Raw genomic sequence first — 22,034 nt, 5'->3', positions numbered from 1 at the left:
TCCACAGGCAGAGTGGATAACCGCGTTTTTGTCGGCATCGGAGTCGGACTCGCATCGCACGATGCGCCGTATGACCGACATCGATCTCCACGACTTTCAACGCCTCGTCGACACCCAGTTCGGGCTCGTCACGCAGTCCCAACTCGAGCCGTTCGGCTTCTCCCGGGGGAGCGTTCGCCATCTCCTGGACTCGGGGCAGTGGCGCCGTGTCCTCCAGGGCGTCTATGCCGTCACCAACGGCCCATTGACGCGGCAGATGATCCTGTCCGCGGCACTCCTCTACGGCGGCGGCCATTCGATGCTCAGCCACATCACCGCCGCGGAGGAATGGGGGATGGTTCCCGTCCGCGACGGCGAACCGATACACATCACGGTGCCGTACGGGAAGTCTTCGCGGTGCCAGAGCGCAACCGGCATGCGTCGGTCGCGTAAGCCGGGCAACCCGATCGCGTTGTCCTCGTCATTGCATCCCGGTGTGATCGTGCACCGGTCGCGGGCGCACGATTACCTTGCCGTCGACACGGAGCAACCCCGGACGGCAAGGGCGGACACGGCTCTGGATGTGGCGATCGCCGAGCCCACGGCACGGGACGCTTACACCCGGCTCGTCGCGCTCGTGACCAATGCCCGGATCCCACTGCGCGACATCCGGCGACGCATGGAGGAGCGACGACCACGTCGGTACGGCAAGGCGCTCGTGGATGCGGTACGACTGCTCGCCGACGGCGTCCAGTCGGTGCTCGAGTACCGCTATGCCACCGACGTCGAGGATGCGCACGCGCTGCCGCGGGCGCGGAGGCAGTCACCGGTAGTCGTGGACGGACGCACCCTCTTCGAGGACTGCGACTACTCCGACCACGGTGTGCCGCTCATCGTCCGACTCGACGGTCGCCGCGCGCACGCGATGGCGGAGGTGGCGTTCCGGGACCGCCGACGCGACAACGCGGCGGAACTGCAGGGGCGGCCGCGACTCGTGTACGGGTTCGACGAGGTGACGAAAAATCCGTGCGTCGTGGCCCAGGAAGTGGAGACCGTGCTGGTGCGGGAGGGGTGGAGCAGGCCCGGCGAAAACCCCTGCCGGGCCTGTGAGTGGTCAAGGAGTGCAGAGACTCCTTAACCACTCACGGGCGGCGGAGCCGCCTACTTCCACCACGGCCGGAGCGGGACGTGCGCCTCGCCCTTCGGCCCGAGTTTGACGGCGAGGACCTGGTGCAGCTGAACGACGTTGCGTTCGAAGCCGAGTCGCGACCCGGCCATGTAGAGGCCCCACACGCGGGCGGTGCCTTCCCCGACCTCTTCGACGCAGGCGTCCCAGTTGTCGACCAGGTTCTGGCACCATCCGGCGAGGGTGAGTGCGTAGTGCTCGCGCAGGTTCTCCTCGTGCCGCACCTCGAGTCCGACGTTCTGGATCTCGGAGATGATGCGTCCGGAGCCGGTGAGTTCGCCGTCGGGGAACACATACCGGTCGATGAACCCGCCTGCGCGGGCCTGACTCTGGTTGTCGGGCCGGGTGATGCAGTGGTTCAGCAGCCGGCCGCCTTCGCGGAGTTTGCTCTGCAGCAGTCCGAAGTAGGCGGGGTAGTTGCCGACGCCGATGTGCTCGGTCAGTCCGATGGAGGAGATGGCGTCGAATCCGGTTTCGGGGACGTCGCGGTAGTCGGAGAACCGGACCTCGGCGAGGTCGGACAGCCCCTCTTCGGCGATGGCCTTCTGCGCCCATTCGGCCTGTTCGCGGGACAGGGTGACGCCGATGACCTTGACGCCGCGGCGTGCGGCGAACCGGACCATCGATCCCCAGCCGCAACCGATGTCGAGCAGGCGGTCGCCGGGCTGGAGGCCGAGCTTCTCGAAGACGAGGCGGTACTTGTTTTCCTGTGCCTCTTCGAGGGTCTGCTCGGCGTTCTCGTAACACGCGCACGTGTACGTCATGGATGGCCCGAGGACGTACTCGTAGAAGGTGTTCGAGACGTCGTAGTGGTGGTGGATGACCTCGGCGTCGCGGGACTTGGAGTGCCGCAGTCCTTCCGCGACCCGACGCCACCGCGGGAGGTGCTCCTGCGGGGGAGGGGCGATGGGGCGCAGCAGATCCCAGCCGAGCGAGCGGGTGATGGCGGCGAGCGTGAGCGCGGACGGACGACGGAAGTGCAGTTCGTCGCCCATGACGCGGAGGATCTCGTACGGATCGCCGGGGTGGACGCCGCGGGCCTCGAGGTCGCCGGATACGTAGGCCCGGGCCATGCCGAGGTCGCCGGGGGCGGTCGCCAGGTAGGTGGTGCCCCTGGTCGTCTTGAGGTGGAGCCCGTAGGGGGCGTCCTCCGGGCCTGCGGCGCTGCCGTCGTAGGCGGAGAACCGCAGGGGGAGCATGCCGTCGGACAGAGTTTCGAGAATCTCTGCGATGGTCAGCTTGTGGTCTTGCGAGCGTGAAGCTTTCAGGGTTGTCATCGACGTTGCACCGCCTTGGAGAAAAGGTCCAGTAATCGTGATTTGGGGTCGTAGCGTTTTTTCAGTTCCGTGTATCGATCGCCGCCGTAGTAGAGGCGTTCGAAGTCTTCTCGTGAATAGTACGAATCGGAGTAGAGGGACTTGTGTCCGTCGAAGTCGCTGACCTTGTCTTCGATCAGCCGATTCGCCGCCCCCTCGGGCCGGCCCGGGACGATGGGTACCGAGGACCAGAAGCCGATGTTCACGTAGGTACGTTTCGGTTCGAGGGGGTACAGGGGCCAGGGGCGTTGCGAAGACGCGCCTGCGGGGGCGGGTTCCCGCAACCGCAACGGGCACAGCCACAGCGGCTCGATGGGGATCTCGTCGAGGAACCAGCGGACGAAGTCCGCGGTGCGCTCGATGGGCACTTCGACGTCCTGCACGACGCGTTCCCGCGGCGGGTTGCCCTTGCGCTTCTCGAGTCGGTCGCCGATGTCGTACTTGTGGTCGAGGGCGATGAGCTTCCAGTAGAAGCTGCTGCGGAGGAGCTTCTTCGGCCACAGCCGGCGGACGGTGGGGTTCTGGGCGCCGAAGGCGCGCGAGCACCAGAACCAGTCGGTGTCCCAGCGCCACAGATAGTCTCGGATGGTGAGTTTGTCCGTTTTCGGGTGGTTCACGGAACTGTGCTGGATGGACCGGTAGAAGATGTTCTGGCCGGTGTAGTCACTGACGGGGCCGCCCTCGTCGGTCTGATGGCCCAGCGTGAGGTAACTCTCGGACTCGGTGAAGACGACACCGTCCAGGTAGTCGACGGGGATGCCGTCGTGGACGCGCTCGGTGACGATGCGATCCATCGCCGACTGCAGTTCGTCCAGCGAGTCGAAACGCAGATGCCGCAGTGCCACATACCGTTTGACGGGCTCGAGCTGGATGCGCAGACGCGTCGAGTAGCCGAGTGTTCCGTAGGAGTTGGGGAACCCCCAGAACAGGTCGGAGTTCTCGCCTTCCGGTGTCGCGGTGACGATGTCGCCGGTGCCGGTCAGGACGTCGATCTCGAGGACCGATTCGTGGGGGAGCCCGCTGCGGAACGACGTCGACTCGATGCCGAGGCCGGTGACCGCGCCACCGAGGGTGATGGTCTTGAGCTGCGGAACCACCAGCGGCGCCAACCCATACGGCAGGGTGGCGCCCACCAGGTCCTCGTAGGTGCACATTCCGGCGACATCCGCCGTCCGGGCCTGCGGGTCGACGGCGATGACCCCGCCGAGGCCGGAGACGTCGAGGCCGGGTGCGCTGGTCTGCGCCCGGGCCCGGAACAGATTGGACGTCTTCTTCGCGAGCCGCACGGTGGCGTCCGTGGGAATCGCGCGGTAGGACGCGAGGAGTCGTCGGACGCCGGCGCGATGGGCGTCGATCCCCGTGACGGGCAGAGTGCGATGCGCACGGAAGGGGCGTCCACCCTCCCGCATGCTTTTCAGTAGTTCAACCGAAGAGGCAGCCACACCTTGACGCTATCCCTCTCCGGGGGTTCAAGCCACGCATATCGGCGCGCGCGACCCAAGATTCACACAAATGTCTCATCAATGTGCGGGTCGCGACCATGCCGAAGTGAGCTACCTCACAATAGATTGCCACGTCATCGCCCGGACTCGAGGACGGAAGGCAGGATGGGAGGAGGAAGCAGTTTCGTACAAATCGTACAAGAGGAGTCAGACAGTGGGCCAGGTCAGCGCGAGCAGTTCGATCACCGTCGCAGCCACACCGGAGAAGGCGCTCGCGGCTTTGACGGACTACGAGACGGTGCGTCCGCGCATCCTCTCGGAGCAGTACCTGGACTACCGCGTCCTCGAGGGCGGGCAGGGCGACGGCACCGTCGCGCAGTGGACGCTGAAGGCCACCGAGAAGCGGTCCCGCGACATCAAGGCGACGGTCACCGTGGCGGGCAACACGATCACCGAGACGGACGCGAACTCGTCGCTCGTCACCACGTGGGTCGTCGCGCCGAGCGGCAGCGGGTCGACGGTCACCACGACCACCGAGTGGAAGGGTGCGGGCGGCATCGGCGGCTTCTTCGAGAAGACGTTCGCCCCGCTGGGTCTGAAGAAGATCCAGGGGCAGGTGCTGGCGAACCTCGAGCGCGAACTCGGCTGACCCGGTCCCGTTCGCTCCGGCGCCGTCGACGGGATTCGCACGACGGCGTCGGCGCCGGACCGCGCTGACGGTCACGGTCTACGCTGGCAGGGGAAACAGACGAAAGGACCACGTCAGTGCAACCAGGTGGACAACCCGACATGTCGCAGCTCCTCGCGCAGGCGCAGCAGATGCAGCAGCAGCTGATGGCCGCGCAGCAGGAGATGGCCGAGGCCGAGGTCACCGGGCAGGCCGGTGGCGGACTCGTGACCGCGACGGTCAAGGGGACAGGTGAAGTGGTCGGTCTGAAGATCGATCCGAAGGTCGTCGATCCCGACGACGTGGAGACTCTGCAGGACCTCGTGATCGGTGCGATCGAGGACGCGTCGAGCAAGGCACAGGAGATCGCGGCGCAGAAGCTCGGTCCGCTCGCGGGTGGATTCGGTGGGGGCGGCCTGCCTGGCCTCCCCGGTTTCTAGAGGCGCGGCGTGTACGAAGGTCCGGTTCAGGATCTGATCGACGAGCTGGGCAAGCTGCCCGGCGTCGGGCCGAAGAGCGCGCAGCGCATCGCGTTCCACCTGCTCAGTGTCGAGCCGCCGGAGATCGACCGGCTCAAGAACGCGCTGCAGCGGGTGCGTGACGGCGTCCAGTTCTGCGTGGTGTGCGGCACGGTGTCCGACAAGGAGCACTGCCGCATCTGCGCCGATCCGCGCCGCGACCGCACGGTGATCTGTGTGGTCGAGGAGCCGAAGGACGTCCAGGCCGTGGAGCGCACCCGCGAGTTCAAGGGCCGCTATCACGTTCTGGGCGGCGCGCTGGATCCGCTGTCCGGGGTGGGCCCCGACCAGCTGCGGATCCGGGAGTTGCTCGCGCGCATCGGTAATCAGGAGGACGGCGTCGACGTCTCCGAGGTGATCATCGCGACCGATCCCAACACCGAGGGCGAGGCCACCGCGACGTATCTGGTGCGGATGCTTCGGGACTTCCCTGGTCTCACGGTCAGCCGGCTCGCGTCGGGTCTGCCGATGGGCGGCGACCTCGAGTTCGCCGACGAGCTCACGCTGGGCCGGGCGTTGTCGGGGAGGCGCACGCTGTGACGTCGGATCCGGGCACCGCGGCGCCGGTGAAGCGGACGGCCGAACAGTCGCGGTCGCTGATCGTCGACGCTGCGGGCCGGGCGTTCGCGACGCGTCCGTACCGGGAGATCACGCTCAAGGACATCGCCGAGGACGCGGGGGTCAGCGCACCGCTGATCATCAAGTACTTCGGGTCGAAGGAGCAGCTGTTCGACGCCCTCGTCGACTTCCGTGCCGCCGCGGAGCTGCTGTTCAGCGGTCCGCTGGACGGTCTCGGTGAGCGGATGGTGTCGATGTTCGCGCGGCCGCTCGAGCCGTACAAGCCGTTGTCGCTGAGCATCCTGTTCATGAGCGGGCCGAGCGAGGAGGCCAGCCGGAAGCTGCGGGCCAATTATTCGACGCAGATGATCGACACGCTGGCCGAACGACTGCCCGGGTCGGGTGGCCGGCTGCGCGCGGAACTGGTGATGTCGATGCTGACGGGTCTCGCCGTCATGCGCCGCAAGATGATGCAGGAGCATGCGACGGGCACCCCGGACGAGGTCGTGGCGCAGTACGCCCCGCTGGTGCAGGAGTTGCTCGACGGCTGAGGGCGGATTGTCGGGCTTGCGGGGTAAATGGTTGTTCACCTAATGTGGTGAACAACCATTTACCAGCTGCGCGAGGGGTGACATTTGACGATCTCGTTGCCGCGCCCGCTCTCGGCGCTCGCGGATCACCCGGGCGCGCAACCCGCATCGGCCAACGGATCGCGTTACCTCTTCCCGATTCTCGCGTTCGCGGGCGTGTTCCAGGCCGTCCTGCAGACGGTCATGGTGCCCCTCCTGCCCAGGATGCCGACGTTCACCGGCGCGAGTCAGACGTCGGTGTCCTGGCTGATCACCACCACCCTCCTGGTCGGCGCGGTGGTCACCCCGATCTTCGGCAGGCTCGCCGACATGTTCGGCAAGAAGCGGATGCTTCTCGTCGCATTCGCGTTCATGACGATCGGCGCGTTGATCTGCGCCGTGACGTCCGACATCGCCTTCCTGATCTTCGCGCGGGGACTGCAGGGGGCGGGCGCCGCCGTCATCCCGGTCGGAATCTCGATCCTCCGCGACGAACTGCCGCGTGAGAAGGTCCACGGCGCCATTGCCATGATGAGTTCGACCCTCGGGATCGGCACCGCGCTCGGACTGCCGTTCGCGGCGGCCGTCGCCGAGTACTCCAACTGGCACGTGCTCTTCTGGGTCATCGCGGGAATCGGGCTCGCGGTCACCGCGGCCGCGGTGCTGTTCATCCGCGAGTCCGAGGTGCGGTCGGGCGGGCGGTTCGACGGGGTCGGCGCCGTCGGCCTCACCGCCGCGCTCGTCTGCCTGCTCGTCCCGATCACCCAGGGCAGCTCGTGGGGCTGGGGAAGTCCCGCGGTGCTCGGCATGTTCGGGTCCGCGGTGTTCCTGTTCGCGCTGTGGGGATATCAGCAGCTACGCAACCGGAACCCGCTCGTGGACCTGCGGGTGTCGGCGCGACGGTCGGTGCTGCTGCCCCACGTCACGGCGCTGCTCGTCGGCTTCGCGTTCTACGGAAACGCCCTCATCACCACGCAACTGCTTCAGGCGCCCCGTGGCGACGCCGGCTACGGCCTGACCATCCTCCAGGCCGCGGTGTGCCAGCTCCCGACGAGCCTGTCGATGATCGTGTTCGCGCAGGTCGGCGCCCGGGTGTCCGAGCGCTACGGGTCCAAGGTGACGATCCTGTCGGGCGCGATCTGCCTGGTCCTCGGCTACGCACTGCACACCGTGCCGCACAAGGAGCTGTGGCTGGTGATCGCGGCTCTCGGGGTCGCGGCCACCGGCACGGCGCTGGTGTACAGCACGCTGCCGATGCTGATCGTCCGGGCCGTGCCGTCCACGCAGATGGCCGCGGCCAACGGCGTCAACGTGTTGCTGCGGACGATGGGCACGACCATGTGCAGTGCGGTCGTCGCGACGGTCCTGGCGGCGAGCATGGTGGGCGGGGTCGCCTCCGCCGCCGGATTCTCGATCGCCTACGGGGTGTGCGCCGTGCTCGCGGTCCTGGTGTTCGCGGTGTCCCTGATCCTGCCCGGGCATGATCGGCCGAAGAAAAGTCCGGTGGAACCCCTTGTGACGTAGATCACTCGCGTGTATCGTCAGTGATGCGGATCGAGGAAATGTACCTGTGAGCAGAGAAAACTCGAGAAGCAGAGATCCGGCCGAGAATGCAGAAGCATTCCCGGCCGAACCCCTGTCTGGGGTCTTTACTCCTCCATCGATTCCGCGATCTCCTTGATTGCGGCCAAACGACGGTCCCACTCGGCCCCGATCCGCTCCAGCGTCCGCGCCGTCTTGTTCAGTTCGGCGCCCAGCGCGCGGTAGCGGATCTCGCGGCCCACCTTCACCGACTCGACCAGCCCGCACGCCTGTAGCGCGGTCAGGTGCTTCGCGATGGCCTGCCGCGACACCGGAAGTCGCGTGGCCAGCGACGACGCCGACTGGTCTGATCGCCCCAGTTCGGTCAGGATCTCCCAGCGGGTCTCGTCGGACAGCGCCGCGAACACCGAGGCCAGTTCGGCATACGTGCCCACCGTCATGCCTTCACGCCGTGCAGGTACGCGACCAGTTCGTCGAGTTCGGCGTGCCAGCCCTGGACGTTGGCCTCGCGGGCCCGCTTCTGGTCGGCAACGTCGCGGTCGAGGTCGTCGAATCCAGTTTCGACGACGGTCAGTTCGGTGCCGGCGGCGTGCTCGGACAGCGTGAACCGCACCAGAGTCGAGTTGCCGATCACCGGGTCGGCGTCGATGTCGGCGGCCCAGCGGAAGCCGAACGCGTTCGGTTCGTCGACCTCCGCGACGACGGCGCGGGCGGTGCCGTGCTCGTCCCACGTGAAGGCGGCCTCGCCGCCGACGCTGAGATCGAGCGATGTGCGCTGCCCGAACCACTGACTGATCTTGTCGGGATCCGTGATCGCCGCCCACACCGCCGATCTCGGGGCGTTCACGACAACGGTCCGGGTGATGCTGCTCGATGCGTCCATGACGGCCACCTTCCTCGCGGGTTATTCTGCAACTCCATGGTTGCATATGTCGCCCACCTGGTTTATGCACAGCCTGTGGATAACTGGGTCTGCGGGACCGATCCGTGTCGGAGCGGGCCGACACCGTTTCCGGCATGGAACACGACTCTTGGCAAGCACTTCTCGACGCCCAGGACGGCGTCGTCACCACGGCACAGCTACGGGCGCACGGCGTCAGTGCCACCGCACTCCGGCACCGGGTGGTCACCGGGCAATGGTTGAGGGTGTTTCCCCGGGTAATCGCGGTGACCAACGGCCCGCTCACACGCCCGATGGCCCTCTCCGCCGCGCTTCTCTACGGTGGCGGGCGCGCGATCCTCAGTCACCGGACCGCGGCCGAGGAGTGGGGGATGCTCCGCATCGACGACCCGTCCGCTCCCGTCCACATCACCGTGCCCTACAAGTGCTCGGCGGTGAACCAGGGGCCGACGGTACGTGCACCGGGCGGTCCACGCCCGACCTCCGCCGGCAACGCCGTCGTGCACGGTGGCGTCGTGGTCCATCGGTCCCGGGCGTTCGGGCACATCGCCGTCCCGTTCCGCCAACCCCGAACGTCGAAGGCCGACACGGTGTTCGACCTCGCTGTGTCCGAGGCAACCCCGAAGGAAGCGGCCGCGCGATTGATCGAAGCGGCCACGAACGGCAAGGTCCACGTCGACGCCCTCCGTCGGAAACTCGAGCTGCGGCGCCCGTACCGGCACGCGACGGACATCGCCGACGCCGTGACGCTGCTCGGCGACGGCGTCCAATCCGTCCTCGAACACCGATATGCGCTCGACGTCGAGAGGTCGCACGGACTGCCGACGGGGAAACGCCAGATGCCGCACGTCGTGGACGGCCGGATTCTGTACGAGGACGTCGACTACAGCCCGACGGGAGTCCCGCTGATCGTCCGGCTCGACGGGCAGCAGTACCACAGCGGCCGGCAGTCCCGCTTCCGTGACCGTCGACGTGACAATGCCGCGGAACTCGCCGATCGTCCGCGGTTGGTCTACGGGTGGGACGAGACCACCCGCGACCCGTGCGGGGTGTTCGAGGAGGTGCGCCGGGTGCTGGTCCGCGAGGGCTGGGCCGACACGACGCACCGCTGTCCCGCCTGCCCACGTGAGTGAAAAAGAGTGTCCGGGGACGCTTTCCCACTCACCTGCGCAGGTGAGTGGAAAAGCGTGCGGGACCACGCTTTGGCGCTCACCTAGACGCGCAGGCGCTCCCGGCGCAGCTGCTCGACCTCGGGCAGGTCGAGGGGCGCGAGTTCGTCGACGCCCAGTGCCCGCTTCAGTAGCAGGTCGGCGAGTTCGGGGTTGCGGGCGAGCGCGGGTCCGTGCATGTACGTGCCGATCACGGAACCCTGGACGACGCCCTCGAGCCCGTCCCCGACACCGTTGCCGACGCCGTGCGTGACCCGGGCGAGGCCGCGGGCTCCGGCGCCGAGTGTGGTTCCGCCGCGGTGGTTTTCGAACCCCGTCAGCGGCTGCGTCAACCCGTCGATCTGCGGGGCCGTGATCACCTCGCCGATGGACCGCGTCGCCTGCGGGGACGTGGTGACGTCGAGCATCGACACACCGTCGACGCGTTCGCCGCTCGACGTCTCGTACCAGTTGCCGAGCACCTGGATGGCGGCACAGATCGCCAGGACGGGGGCGCCGCGTTCGGCGGCCTTCTGCAGTCCGGGGTACTTGGCGAGGTGCCGGGTGGCGAGGCGCTGCGCCGAGTCCTCGGCGCCGCCGAGCGTGTACACGTCGAGGGACTCCGGGACCGGGTCGTTCAGCGTGATCTCGACGATCTCCGCGTCGTAGCCGCGCATCCGCAGCCGCTGCCGGAGGATCAGGGCGTTGCCGCCGTCGCCGTAGGTGCCCATCACGTCGGGCAGCACCAGGCCGATGCGGACGGTCGAGTCAGGCATTGCGCGCCTCCTTCGCGATGGCGGTGTTGAGGTCGCGGAACGCGGTGTAGTTGGCGAGCACCTCGACGCGTCCGGGCGGGCAGGACGCGATGGCCCGCAACGGGTTCGGGTCGAGGGTGTGCTCGACTCCGGCGTACGTGAGGCGGACGGCCAGGTCGGTGCCGCGTTCGCCGGCCGCCACCACCTTGACGCCCTCGAAGTGCTCGAACCGCACGTCCCACAGCCAGGACAGGTCCTCGCCGTCGGGGACCTGCCCGTTCACGGCGATCACGAGGCCGTCGACGGTGGGGTCGATCATCGACAGCGCTTCCTGCCAGCCGGCGGGGTTCTTGGCGAGCAGCATGTGCACGGAGTGCGAACCGACCTCGACGGTGCTGTAGCGGCCCGCGACCTCCTGCACGGTGGCCGCGGCGGCGACCGCGTCCTCCGCCTTGGCGCCCATCGCGACGGCCGCCGCGACGGCCTGCGCGGCGTTGCCGCGGTTGGCGCGCCCGGGTAGGGCGAGCGTCATCGGGATCTTCAGACCGTCGGGCCCGTACAGGTTTTCGTCGTCCAGCCACCAGTCGGGGGTGGGGCGCGCGAAGTCGGAGCCGGTGCTGCGCCAGTGGGAGCCCTCCCAGACGATGGGTTCGCCGGTGCGCGGACAGCTGGCGGCGTCGCTGGCCCAGCCGCCGCCCGCGGCGACCCAGACGACGTTCTTCGCGTCGTAGGCGACCGAGGTGACGAGGACGTCGTCGCAGTTGGCGATCACGACGGACTCCGGGTGCGCGGCGACGCAGGCGCGGAGTTTGCGTTCGATCATGTTGATCTCGCCGACGCGGTCGAGCTGATCGCGGCTGAGATTGAGCAGAACGAGGGCTTCGGGGTTGACGGCGTCGCTGACGTGCGGGACGTGCAGTTCGTCGACCTCGAGGGCGGCGAGGGGCGCGTGGACGCGGGTGCTGAGCGCGGCGACGATGCCGGCGTCCATGTTGGCGCCGTCCGCCTGCGTCGCGACCTCACCGAGCGTGGAGAGCGCCGCCGCTGTCATCCGGGTGGTGGTGGACTTGCCGTTGGTGCCGGTGATCACCGCGGTGCGCCGGTGGGCGCCGAGCTGTTCCATCAGGGTCGGGTCGATCTTGAGGGCGATCAGTCCGCCGATCATCGAGCCCTTGCCGCGCCCGGCCTTCTGCGACGCCCACGAGGCCGCGGCCGCTGCGCGCAGGGCGACCTTGCCGCGCGTCGTGATCCCAGTTCCAGTACTCACTCCGCGAGTTTTGCACAGGGTCCGGTCAGACGCCGACTCGCGCGGGCGCACGTGAGTGCGAAAGTGTGCTCGGACGCACTTTGCCACTCACCTGGGTGGCGGTGGCACCGGCGATGACGACGGCCCCGCCGATCAGCGACAGGACGCTCGGCTCCTCGTGCAGCACCAGCCAGGACGCCCCGATCCCGACGATCGGGACCAGCAGGGAGAACGGCGCGACCATCCCGGCGGGGTAGCGGCTGAGCAGCGCCGTCCACAGACCCGAGCCCGCGACCGTGCCGAGGATCACGATGTAGGCGAGGCCCGCGAGCGCCAGCGGGCCGGCGCCGTGCAGCGAGGACGTCAGGGAGTCCCAGCCGGCCGACGGGCCCTCCACACCGAGCGACAGCGCCAGCATCGGCAGCGGCGGGATGACGCACATCCACAGCATCAGACGCATCGGCTGATCCGACGCGGCCTTGCGATTGCCGATGTTGCCCAGCGCCCACGAAAGTCCCGCGAGCAGGGTCAGGGCCACCGGCAGCAGCGCGGCGTGCTGGGCGCGGTCCCAGCCGATGAGGGTCATCCCGGCGATCGCCACGAGCAGCCCGCCCACCTGCGTCGGCCGCAGCCGCTCCCGCAGCGCGGCCGCGCCGAGGACCACCGTGAACGGCGCCGAGGACTGCAGCACCAGCGACGCCAGCCCGGTCGGCATCCCGACGTGCATGGCCCAGAACAGGAACGCGAACTGGCCGACGCCGAATCCGAGGCCGTACACGAGCAGCCATTTCAGCGGGACCTGCGGACGGGGAACGAACAGGATCACCGGGATCGCGATGACGAAGAATCGCAGGGCCGCGAAGAAGAACGGCGGGAAGTGGTCGAGGCCGGCGCGGATGGCGAGGAAGTTGAGCCCCCACAGGACGACGACGGTGAGTCCGAGCAGCCGGTCGCGGGAGGTCATGCATTCCATCGTGAGGGCGGGAAACAATCAGGACAAGCGCATTAAAGTGCACCATCGATGTAGTTTTGCTACATGGATGCGACCCGGTTGCGCGTGCTCCGCGAGCTCGCGGACCGCGGGACGGTGGCGGCGACCGCGCAGGCGTTGTCGATGACGCCGTCGGCGGTGTCGCAGCAGCTCAAGATCCTCTCGCGGGAGGCCGGGGTGACGCTGCTCGAACCGGCAGGCCGCCGGCTGCGGCTCACCGATGCCGGTCAGGCCCTCGTCGTCCGCGCCGATGACGTCGTGGCCGCCCTGGACCGCGCGGCGGCGGAGATGAGCGCCTACCGCGGTTCGCCGCGCGGCCGGGTGCGGGTGGCGCTGTTCCCGTCCGGCGCCGCGCTGCTGCTGCCCGGACTACTGGACGCGCTCGCGGGAAGCGGGGTGGATGTGCAGGCGCGGGACGAGGACCTGCCCGCGGCCGCGGTGCCCGCACTGCTCGCCGACTACGACGTGGTGCTGACCCACCGCGACGAGCGGGCCCCGGACACGTCTTCGCCGCGGGTGACGGCCGAGCCGCTGATGCGCGAGCCCATCGACCTCATCCTGCCGCCCGGCCATCCGCTCGCCGGACAGGACGCGGTCCGGCCGGACCAGCTGGCGGACGAGCGGTGGATCAGTGTGCGCGGCGGATTTCCCGTCGACGACGTGCTGATGTCGGTGGCCGCCGCGACCGGTGTGCAGCCGCACGTGGCGATGCGCATCAACGACTTCCGGGTCATCGAGGAACTCGTCGCCGGCGGTCACGGCGTGGCCCTGCTGGCCCGGCACGCGGTGACCAGCCGCGCGGTGGTCCAGCTTCCCCTGGCCGGGGTGCGCGCCGCCCGCATCTACGAACTGGCGCGCAGACCCGCAGCCGACGACGTTCCCGCCGTCGCCACCGTGCTGCAGGCGTTCCGGGACGTCGCGGCCCGGATCGCGGAGTGAAGGGACCGGAAACGGAAGAAGGCCCGCCGGGCAGGCGGGCCTTCATCGGGGCGGGCGCTCAGCTGCTCAGCGCCTTCGCCTTCAGCGTGTCGTATTCCGCCTGCGTGATGGTGCCCGCGTCGAGGAGGGCCTTCGCGTCCGCGATCTGCTCGGCCGAGGACTTGCCCGCGACGGAACGGATGTAGCTGTCCTGCGCCTGCTTCGCCTCCTGCGCGGCCGCCATCGACCGCTCGGCCATGCTCTTGCTCCGGGTGATGAGGTACACGAGCGCGGTCAGCAGCGGGACGAAGAACAGGAAGACGATCCAGATCGCCTTCACCCAGCCCGACGTCTTATGGTCGCGGAACAGGTCGGTGATGATGGAGAACAACAGGATCAGGTAGGCCACGAAGCCGAAGGTGACGATGATCACCCAGAGAAAGTCCCAGAAAGAGTCCATAGCAGCGCTCCATTCACAGTCGAATTCACTCTGCGCTGACTATCGCACCGGGTCGGGGCGCCCGCGTCATCCGAAACAGGTGAAATGCGGGCCGACCTGACGCCACGCCCGCGAACGCCGAACGGCCGCGACACCGGTAGGTGCCGCGGCCGTTCGGGTGGGGACTACTTGCCGGCTTCGACCGCCCGGCGCATGCCGCGCTCGACCGCACCGATGATGTACGGACGCAGCTCCACGGCGGGGATGACGGCGTCGACGGAGCCGACCCGCTGTGCCCGCTGGATGTTGTGCACGGCCTCGAACTCGGCCGCGACCTCACCGAGCTTCTCGTTCCGCACCGCAGCCTGCTGGGCCGCCAGCTCCACCCGCAGGTGAGCCTGCTGGGCGTCGTTCTGGGCGCCCGCCAGGTTGGCCTCGAGCTCCCGGATCGACGGGTCCGCCGCCACCCGCGAGTTGACCTCACGGGTGAAGACGACGGCCGCGGCGGGGGCGCCACCGAGGACCGAGGCGAACGAGCCCTCGACCGCCAGCACCTCCATGTTGTCGTTCAGTGCTCCGGAGAACACCACGAACGCGCCACCGTGGTAGCGGGAGACGACGCAGAACACGATCGGGCCGTCGAAATTGACGATGGCGCGGCCGATCTCGGCGCCGTACTCGAGCTGGATGTGCCGCAGCGAGTCCGGGGAACCGTCGAATCCGGACAGGTTGGCCAGCACCACGAGCGGCCGGCTGCCGCTGGCGGCGTTGATCGCGCGGGCCGTCTTCTTCGACGACTGCGGGAACAGCGTGCCCGCGGTCCACTGGTCGGGACCGTTGGCCGGCGACCATCCCTTACGGGCGATGGCCCGCGACTCGATGCCGATGACGCTCACCGGGTATCCGCCGAGGTGTGCGTCGAACACGACGGACGTGTCGGCGTCCGCCATGTCGGCCCACCGCTCCAGCACCGTGTGGTCCTGGTCGACGAGTGAACGCATCACCGTGCGAATGTCGAACGGCTTCTTGCGTTCCGGGTTCGTCTCCGCGGAGAAGATGTCGCCGACCGTGGTGAAGTCGCTGGACGGGTGGATGTGCGGGAAGGACCGCACGTCGCGCCCGATCGGGTCGCTGGTCTGCGCCCGACGCGGGAAGCGTTCTCCGGCAACGACGTACGCGTGGTCGTAGTGCGCGAACAGGATCTCGCACGCGGCGGGCAGGTTCGGCGCCCAGTACTGCGCCTCACCGTTGGGGCCCATCACGCGGTCGTAACCACCGATGCCGAAGTTGTCCTCGGCCGAGACGCCACCCGAGTAGTCGAGCGAGTTCTTGCCGGTGAGCACCATGGCGCTGTCGGGCGTCATGACGAGGATGCCCTTGGTGTGCATCAGCATCGTGGCTTCGGCGTTCCAGTACGGCTGCGCACCGACGTTGATGCCGGCCACGATCACGTTGACCTCGCCACCGTCCTGCGTGAACGTGATGAGGCGACGCAGGCCGCGGGACACCCAGTCCATGTTCTCGGTGCCGCTGTCCATGGAGATCGTCGCGCCGGACGACAGCGCGAACCACTCGACGGGAACACCCAGCTTCTCGGCCAGGTCGACACCGGCGACGAGGCGGGCGCACTCGGCCTCCGCGACGGTGCCCAGTGCCTTCGTCGGGTCACCGAACAGCGCGACGCGGGTCATGCCCTCGGGGTGCCGGTCGGTGCGGGCCGTGACCAGACCGACGACGAGGCCGGCCTTGTTCTGGCCGTACGGACGCTCCACGGGCACCAACTGGCCCGACTCGTCCAGGTCGTGCTCGACGAAGCTGCCGTCGCGACCGGTGAGCAGCGGGATCAGCTCGTACGGGTAGACGGTGCCGCGGGCACGGGAGCTGCGGACCTTCTGCGTGTACGCGTCGAGCGGCTGCAGCGGCTCGGTCGGCGGTTCGGTGACCTTGACGACCACACCGGCGCCGGTGCGGTAGGAGAAGCGCAGAGCCTTCTCCCGCGACTCCGTGCCGGGCTCGCCCTGGAGGCGGGCGATCACGGTGATCTCCTCGAGTCCGGCACCCGCGGTGAGCGGTGCCGCGACCCGGGCGAACGCCTCGAGATCCTCGACGGGAACGTCGATCTTCGGCCACACGTACAGCACGACGCGGTTGGCGTCGAGCTTGCGCTTGCTGCCGCGCGTGGCCTGCGCCCGGCGGATGCCGTCGAGGCACGACTGCAGCACGCGTTCCGCGGCGGGAACACCGATGACCTGGCCGTCCTCGTTGCGGACCGGCGTGATGTCGCGGACCTCGGCGAGCGCGATGAGGCGTTCGTCGGTGGGGTTGTCGCGCGAGACCAGGTTGAACAGGAACGTCTCGGCGGCCGCGGGGAGGCGGGTGCCGTCGAAGTTCTTCAGACGCCACAGGTCGAGTCGCTGGCCGGTGAGCGGGTGCATGTCCCGGATCAGCTTCTCCTCCGCGAGGACACCAGCGTCCGGGCGGTAGGTGAACTTGCGGACGTCGACGTCGGTTCCGCCGAAGACGGACACCGTGACGCGGCGGCAGGTCGCGGCCAGCGGCAGCGCCGTCAGCGCCTTCCGCAGGTCCTCGGACATGGTGTCCGGGTCGGCGGGCGGCGCGGTCCACGACAGGTAGAGGTCGAGGACGAGGTTCTCGGGGTTCTCCGAGGCGACGGCACCGATCTCGTCGAGCGCGCCGGGCAGTTCGGCGTACTCGCCGACGGCGGAGACCAGGTTCAGGCGCTCGCCGAGCAGGTCGAAGTTGCCGGTGACGAAACGGCGTCCGTTGCGTTCGAAGGCGGTGACGTCCTCGAGCGTGCGGATGTCGTAGTAGCGCCGGGTGACGACCTCGAGCAGCGGGCCCACGGTCGTGCTCTTGCGTGCGATCCGCTGTCCGAGGAGCTCGGTCAGCGACTGCGGGGTGGCGACCAGGGCCTCGAGGCGTTCCTGGTAGTCGCCGGCGCCGGGGTTCTCGGCGAGGTACTCGAGGCTGCCGCGGACACCGTCGTACACCTGCTCGCGGGCCTTGCGGATCTGCGGCTCGTCGAAGAACCGGAACCGCACGTTGCGGGCGACGTTGCCGATCACCGGGTAACGGACCTGGGTGGCGGTGATGAGCCGGTCCAGGACCTCGCCGAGTCCGCTGGGTGCGCGGCCGGGAGCGTTGCCCTCGTTCAGCCACCGGTCGAGCAGGGCGGCGATGACGGGAACCTGGTTGTCCATGCGCTGCTGCGCGAGGAACAGGCGGTAGACCGCCTCCTCCAGCTCGCCGTTGCGCTCGAGGTCGGTGACGTCGTAGTGACGCAGCGCCCGCGACAGACGGGTCGTGAACGACTCCGGCAGGCCTTCGAGTTCGACGTCGAGGGTGTGCAGGTAGGTGTGGAAGTGCTCGCGCGGGCTGTGGACGCGCTCGTCAGCGTCCTCCTCGGCTGCGGTGGGACGGTTACGTCCGATCTCGCAGATGTCGGCGAACGTGTTCAGCAGGGCGAGTTCCGCCTGCACCAGATCCGCGTCGCCCGCGATGTCGGCGCGAAGCTTCTCGTAGTCGGCGAGGAGCACGCCTGCCCGCTTCGCGCTGACGTCGTACCCGGTGAGCAGCGCGGCGAGCGCGTCGATCTGCTCGAGGGCGTCGGTGCGGACGTCGCCCTTCGAGGCGGGGACGGCGACCGCGAATTCGACGCGCGGCGACTTCGGAGCGGTGGACTCCTCCGCGGTCTCCTCGACGCGCAGCAGTGCGGTGCCGGCGTCGACCTGGGAGTTGACCATCGCGAGAACTTCGCGGACCCGGCCTGCGACGGGCGCACGGACGGCGGTCTCCATCTTCATGCTCTCGAGGACGACCAGCGTGTCGCCTACCTCGACCTCGTCGCCGACGGACACGGGCACCGCGACCACGACTGCGGGAGCGGGTGCGCGGACGACACCGGCCTCGTCCTGGCTGATCTGGTGGCTGATGCCGTCGACCTCGACGAGGTACTGGGCGCGGCCGGCGACCGACACCACGTGGTGGCGGCGGGTGCCGACGACGAGGCGGCTCTCGAATTCGCTGAGCCGATCGACCTCGACCTCGACGTCGGGGCTGTCGCCGTCGACACGGTAGGTGTGGGCGCCGACCTGCGTGACGGTGAGGCCGTAGGCCTGACCCTGGTAGCTGAGCTCCACCTTGCGGCCGATGGCGTGACCGGCGCGGGGGCGGCCACCGCGAGCGGACGACAGGAACGCCTCCCGCTCGAGCTTCTCCTCGGCGTCGTAGACGTCGATGGCGGCGGCGATCAGTGCGACATCGGCCACCTTGGTGGGCGTCGTGACGCTACCGACGCCGGTGCGGTCGAGCCAGCCGGTGTCCGCGGACGCGGAGATGACCTCGTCGCGGTCGAGCAGTTCGAGGAGGAACGACTTCGTGGTGGTGCCGCCCTGCAGGACGACGGTGGTCTCGCGCAGTGCGGTGCGCAGACGCGCGAGGGCCTCGGAGCGGTCGCGACCCCAGGCGATGACCTTGGCGACCATCGAGTCGTAGTCGGGCGGGATGACGTCGCCCTGGGCGATGCCGGTGTCGACGCGGAGACCGCTGCCGAGCGGGAACTTGAGCAGCTGCACGGCGCCGGGTGCGGGAGCGAAGCCGTTGGCGGCGTCCTCCGCGTTGAGGCGGGCCTCGACGGCGTGACCGAACTCGGGCGGGCAGTCGCCGACGAGCGGCTCACCGCTGGCGACGAGGATCTGCAGCTTCACCAGGTCGATGCCCGTGGTGGCCTCGGTGATGGGGTGCTCCACCTGCAGGCGGGTGTTGACCTCGAGGAACGTGAACGTCTTCTGCTCGGGCTGGTACAGGTACTCGACCGTGCCGGCGCCGCGGTAGCCGGCGGCGCGCACGAGCTCGGCGGAGACGGTGCGCAAGTGGTTCGACTGCTCGGTGGTGAGGAGCGGGGAGCTGGACTCCTCGATGACCTTCTGGTTCTTGCGCTGGATGGAGCAGTCGCGCACACCGGGAGCCCAGACGTTGCCGAAGTTGTCGGCAATGACCTGTACCTCGACGTGGCGTGCGTCGGTGACCAGCCGTTCGATGAACACGACGGGGTCGCCGAAGGACCGCTGGGCCTCACCCTGGGTGCGTTCGAGCGCGAGTTCGAGTTCGTCTTCCGACCACACCTTGCGGATACCGCGGCCACCGCCGCCGGAGCGGGCCTTGATGATGAGCGGGTAGCCGATGGCCTGGGCGTGACGGCGGGCGTCGGCGCGGGTGGCGACGGGGCCACCGCTCCACGGTGCGACCGGGACCTCCACCTTCTCGGCGAGGAGCTTGGCCTCGACCTTGTCGCCCAGCAGGCGCATCGATTCGGCGGGCGGGCCGATGAACGTGATGCCGAGCTGCTCGCAGACCTCGACGAACGCGGGATCCTCGGCGACGAAGCCCCAGCCGACCCACACGGCGTCGGCCTTGCTCTCGCGCAGCGCGCGGGCCAGCTCGGCGTGGTCGAGGTAGGCGGTGCCGGTCTTGACTGTGCGCAAGCACACACCTTCGTCGGCCTGCCGGACGAACATCGCGCGACGTTCCGCCTCGGTGTGCAGGGCGATCGTGCGGATGCCGTAGTTGTGCTCGGCGTTCAGTTCGCGCACCGCGCGAATCAGGCGGACGGCCGCCTCGCCGCGGTTCACTATCGCTATTCGCTTGAACATCTGTTATCGCTCCGTTTCCGTAAAACTCATTGATCCGCAGAGTGTTTCGATGGCCAAGGCCATGTCCGCCGAGGACTGGGTGCCGCCTTCGCGGACACGTGCACCCCTGCACAACCCGCTTGACTACCTCCAGGGGCGCCCCGAACGCGATCGTCGGACCTGCGTCGTTGCAGGGCCGATGCTCGGGGAATGCGAGCATAACGTCGAAAATATGTACCCGCGCGTAACTTCTGCGGAGCCCCGATCGGCTTGTCAAGTCTTCAAGGACTTGCGTGTCGACCCTACGAGAGAGTAAGAAGGCCGGAATTTCGTCGAACTGGGCGTCCTTCGGCGAGTTGTCTGCAACCCGTTGTCACAGAGTCGGTTTCGTCCGGTTTTTCGAGATGTTCTCGCAGACGGGAACTTTCACACGGAAGTTACTGAGGGTTCACCTTCGGTTCGACGGCCGCGGGTTCGGTCGCGTGCGCCACCGCGCCCCGCAGGCCCACGTGCGCCTCGCGGTGCATCCGGTCGACCATGTGCGGATAGTGCAGTTCGAACGCCGGCCGCTCGGAGCGGATGCGCGGCAACTCCGTGAAGTTGTGCCGCGGCGGCGGGCAGCTGGTCGCCCACTCGAGGGAGTTGCCGAAACCCCACGGGTCGTCCACCGTCACCACCTCGCCGTACCGGTAGCTCTTGAAGACGTTCCAGACGAACGGCACCGTCGACGCGCCGAGGACGAACGCGAACACCGTCGACACCGAGTTGAGAACGGTGAAGCCGTCCGAGGGCAGGTAGTCGGCGTAGCGGCGCGGCATCCCCTCCGCGCCGAGCCAGTGCTGGACGAGGAACGTGCCGTGGAACCCGGTGAACGTCGTCCAGAAGTGCCACTTGCCGAGGCGTTCGTCGAGCATGCGTCCGGTCATCTTCGGGAACCAGAAGTAGATGCCGGCGTAGGTGGCGAAGACGATCGTCCCGAACAGCACGTAGTGGAAGTGGGCGATGACGAAGTAGCTGTCCGTGACGTGGAAGTCCAGCGGCGGGCTCGCGAGGATGACGCCGGTGAGGCCACCGAAGATGAACGTGATGAGGAAGCCGAGCGAGAACAGCATGGGGGTCTCGAACGTCAGCTGACCCTTCCACATGGTGCCGACCCAGTTGAAGATCTTCACCCCGGTGGGCACCGCGATCAGGAACGTCATGAACGAGAAGAACGGGAGCAGCACCGCGCCGGTCGCGTACATGTGGTGCGCCCACACGGCGATCGACAGGGCCGCGATGGCGATCGTCGCGTAGACGAGCCCGTTGTACCCGAACACCGGTTTGCGGCTGAACACCGGGAAGACCTCCGTGACGATGCCGAAGAACGGCAGCGCCACGATGTACACCTCCGGGTGGCCGAAGAACCAGAACAGGTGCTGCCACAGCAGCACGCCGCCGGTCGCCGGGTCGTACAGGTTCCCGCCCAGGTGCCGGTCGACGAACAGACCCATCAGCGCGGCCGTGAGGATCGGGAACGCGACCAGGATCAGGATGCTGGTGACGAAGATGTTCCACGTGAAGATCGGCATCCGGAACATCGTCATGCCCGGCGCCCGCAGGCAGATGACGGTGGTGATCATGTTGACCCCGCCGAGGATGGTGCCGAGGCCGGACAGCGCCAGCCCCATGATCCACAGGTCGGCGCCGACGCCCGGCGAGTGCAGCGCGCTCGTCAGCGGCGAGTACGCCGTCCAGCCGAAGTCCGCGGCACCGCCCGGGGTGACGAAGCCCGCGATCGCGATGGTCCCGCCGAACAGGAACGCCCAGTAACTGAATGCGTTGAGGCGGGGAAACGCGACGTCGGGGGCACCGATCTGCAGCGGCAGGATGTAGTTGGCGAACCCGAACACGATCGGCGTCGCATACAGCAGCAGCATGATCGTGCCGTGCATCGTGAACAGCTGGTTGTACTGCTCGTTCGACAGGAACTGCAGACCCGGGACGGCCAGTTCGCCGCGGATCAGCAGCGCCATCAGACCGCCGGCCATGAAGAAGGCGAACGACGTGATCAGGTACAGAATCCCCAGGTCCTTGGGATCCGTCGTCGTGATCATCTTGTAGAAGAAGCTGCCCTTGGCGCGGCGCCGGGCCGGATACGGACGGACCGGACGATGCTGTTGAAATGCCAGATTCACGACGCCCCCCGAGGGGTCCGAGGCGGTTCGG

General features: G+C 68.3%; 18 protein-coding genes. 8 read left to right on the top strand and 10 right to left on the bottom strand.

Going from position 1 to position 22,034, the window contains the following annotated elements:
- The first annotated feature begins 70 nt into the window (after positions 1 to 70).
- Entirely contained in the window at positions 71 to 1,117 is a 1,047-nt protein-coding gene (locus AC1DWT_RS25600; protein WP_477922712.1) for a type IV toxin-antitoxin system AbiEi family antitoxin domain-containing protein, read from the top strand.
- Between the two features lie 23 nt (positions 1,118 to 1,140).
- On the opposite strand, the gene AC1DWT_RS25595 is transcribed toward AC1DWT_RS25600, so the two are convergent.
- Together AC1DWT_RS25595 and AC1DWT_RS25590 are read right to left on the bottom strand one after the other, a co-directional pair.
- The gene (locus AC1DWT_RS25595) at positions 1,141 to 2,442 is read right to left on the bottom strand and encodes a class I SAM-dependent methyltransferase (RefSeq protein ID WP_072938230.1); all 1,302 of its coding nucleotides are present in this window, start codon (positions 2,440 to 2,442) and stop codon (positions 1,141 to 1,143) included.
- Positions 2,439 to 3,890 (bottom strand): FAD-binding protein, encoded by a 1,452-nt coding sequence (locus AC1DWT_RS25590; RefSeq protein ID WP_477922722.1) that lies wholly within the window; start codon positions 3,888 to 3,890, stop codon positions 2,439 to 2,441. The genes AC1DWT_RS25595 and AC1DWT_RS25590 overlap by 4 nt, the downstream gene beginning before the upstream one ends.
- 247 nt (positions 3,891 to 4,137) lie before the next feature.
- On the opposite strand from AC1DWT_RS25590, the gene AC1DWT_RS25585 reads away from it, so the two are divergent.
- From AC1DWT_RS25585 to AC1DWT_RS25565, 5 genes are all read left to right on the top strand, one after another.
- Positions 4,138 to 4,572, top strand: coding sequence for an SRPBCC family protein (locus AC1DWT_RS25585; RefSeq protein ID WP_072938224.1), 435 nt, complete (start codon positions 4,138 to 4,140; stop codon positions 4,570 to 4,572).
- A gap of 116 nt (positions 4,573 to 4,688) precedes the next feature.
- Positions 4,689 to 5,030 carry a YbaB/EbfC family nucleoid-associated protein gene (locus AC1DWT_RS25580; RefSeq protein WP_012691319.1) on the top strand — a complete coding sequence of 114 codons (342 nt, stop codon included), beginning with the start codon at positions 4,689 to 4,691 and terminating at the stop codon, positions 5,028 to 5,030.
- A 9-nt stretch (positions 5,031 to 5,039) separates the two neighbouring features.
- Complete coding sequence (recR, locus tag AC1DWT_RS25575) at positions 5,040 to 5,648, top strand: recombination mediator RecR (RefSeq protein ID WP_005248644.1); 609 nt, start codon at positions 5,040 to 5,042, stop codon at positions 5,646 to 5,648.
- Positions 5,645 to 6,217, top strand: a complete 573-nt coding sequence (locus tag AC1DWT_RS25570; protein ID WP_072938221.1) for a TetR/AcrR family transcriptional regulator — start codon at positions 5,645 to 5,647, stop codon at positions 6,215 to 6,217. Before recR ends, AC1DWT_RS25570 begins: the two co-directional genes overlap by 4 nt.
- 84 nt (positions 6,218 to 6,301) lie before the next feature.
- On the top strand, positions 6,302 to 7,759 hold the full coding sequence (locus AC1DWT_RS25565) for an MFS transporter (protein WP_477922708.1): 1,458 nt from the start codon (positions 6,302 to 6,304) through the stop codon (positions 7,757 to 7,759).
- 125 nt (positions 7,760 to 7,884) lie between these two features.
- On the opposite strand, the gene AC1DWT_RS25560 is transcribed toward AC1DWT_RS25565, so the two are convergent.
- Positions 7,885 to 8,217 carry an ArsR/SmtB family transcription factor gene (locus tag AC1DWT_RS25560; protein ID WP_072938215.1) on the bottom strand — a complete coding sequence of 111 codons (333 nt, stop codon included), beginning with the start codon at positions 8,215 to 8,217 and terminating at the stop codon, positions 7,885 to 7,887.
- Positions 8,214 to 8,660 carry an SRPBCC family protein gene (locus AC1DWT_RS25555; protein WP_477922705.1) on the bottom strand — a complete coding sequence of 149 codons (447 nt, stop codon included), beginning with the start codon at positions 8,658 to 8,660 and terminating at the stop codon, positions 8,214 to 8,216. Before AC1DWT_RS25555 ends, AC1DWT_RS25560 begins: the two co-directional genes overlap by 4 nt.
- Before the next feature lie 134 nt (positions 8,661 to 8,794).
- On the opposite strand from AC1DWT_RS25555, the gene AC1DWT_RS25550 reads away from it, so the two are divergent.
- Positions 8,795 to 9,811, top strand: a complete 1,017-nt coding sequence (locus AC1DWT_RS25550; protein WP_095862912.1) for a type IV toxin-antitoxin system AbiEi family antitoxin domain-containing protein — start codon at positions 8,795 to 8,797, stop codon at positions 9,809 to 9,811.
- Between the two features lie 80 nt (positions 9,812 to 9,891).
- Here AC1DWT_RS25550 and AC1DWT_RS25545 read toward each other — a convergent pair whose 3' ends face one another.
- From AC1DWT_RS25545 to AC1DWT_RS25535, 3 genes are read right to left on the bottom strand one after another with little or no spacing between them, the layout of a single operon-like run.
- Positions 9,892 to 10,602: a type 1 glutamine amidotransferase gene (locus tag AC1DWT_RS25545; RefSeq protein WP_072938210.1), complete on the bottom strand. Its 711-nt coding sequence runs from the start codon at positions 10,600 to 10,602 to the stop codon at positions 9,892 to 9,894.
- The gene (locus AC1DWT_RS25540) at positions 10,595 to 11,848 is read right to left on the bottom strand and encodes a Mur ligase family protein (RefSeq protein ID WP_072938465.1); all 1,254 of its coding nucleotides are present in this window, start codon (positions 11,846 to 11,848) and stop codon (positions 10,595 to 10,597) included. The genes AC1DWT_RS25545 and AC1DWT_RS25540 overlap by 8 nt, the downstream gene beginning before the upstream one ends.
- 25 nt (positions 11,849 to 11,873) lie before the next feature.
- Positions 11,874 to 12,791 (bottom strand): EamA family transporter, encoded by a 918-nt coding sequence (locus AC1DWT_RS25535; protein WP_095862913.1) that lies wholly within the window; start codon positions 12,789 to 12,791, stop codon positions 11,874 to 11,876.
- Positions 12,792 to 12,863: 72 nt separating this feature from the next.
- Here AC1DWT_RS25535 and AC1DWT_RS25530 point away from each other — a divergent pair, with 72 nt between their 5' ends.
- Positions 12,864 to 13,757: a LysR family transcriptional regulator gene (locus AC1DWT_RS25530; RefSeq protein ID WP_095862914.1), complete on the top strand. Its 894-nt coding sequence runs from the start codon at positions 12,864 to 12,866 to the stop codon at positions 13,755 to 13,757.
- 58 nt (positions 13,758 to 13,815) lie between these two features.
- Here the strand turns inward: AC1DWT_RS25530 and AC1DWT_RS25525 are convergent, their stop codons facing one another.
- The 3 genes from AC1DWT_RS25525 to ctaD all read right to left on the bottom strand — a co-directional run bounded on the left by AC1DWT_RS25525 (position 13,816) and on the right by ctaD (position 22,003).
- Positions 13,816 to 14,196, bottom strand: a complete 381-nt coding sequence (locus tag AC1DWT_RS25525) for an SHOCT domain-containing protein (RefSeq protein ID WP_072938202.1) — start codon at positions 14,194 to 14,196, stop codon at positions 13,816 to 13,818.
- Between the two features lie 164 nt (positions 14,197 to 14,360).
- Entirely contained in the window at positions 14,361 to 19,847 is a 5,487-nt protein-coding gene (locus tag AC1DWT_RS25520; protein ID WP_072938199.1) for an ATP-binding protein, read from the bottom strand.
- A gap of 416 nt (positions 19,848 to 20,263) precedes the next feature.
- Positions 20,264 to 22,003, bottom strand: coding sequence for an aa3-type cytochrome oxidase subunit I (ctaD, locus tag AC1DWT_RS25515; RefSeq protein ID WP_095862917.1), 1,740 nt, complete (start codon positions 22,001 to 22,003; stop codon positions 20,264 to 20,266).
- Positions 22,004 to 22,034: the final 31 nt, after the last annotated feature.

The sequence above is a fragment of the Rhodococcus sp. P4_B6 genome (assembly GCF_056402215.1).
Note: the sequence above shows the minus strand (reverse complement) of the source record. Positions and strands in the feature narration are given on the sequence as shown.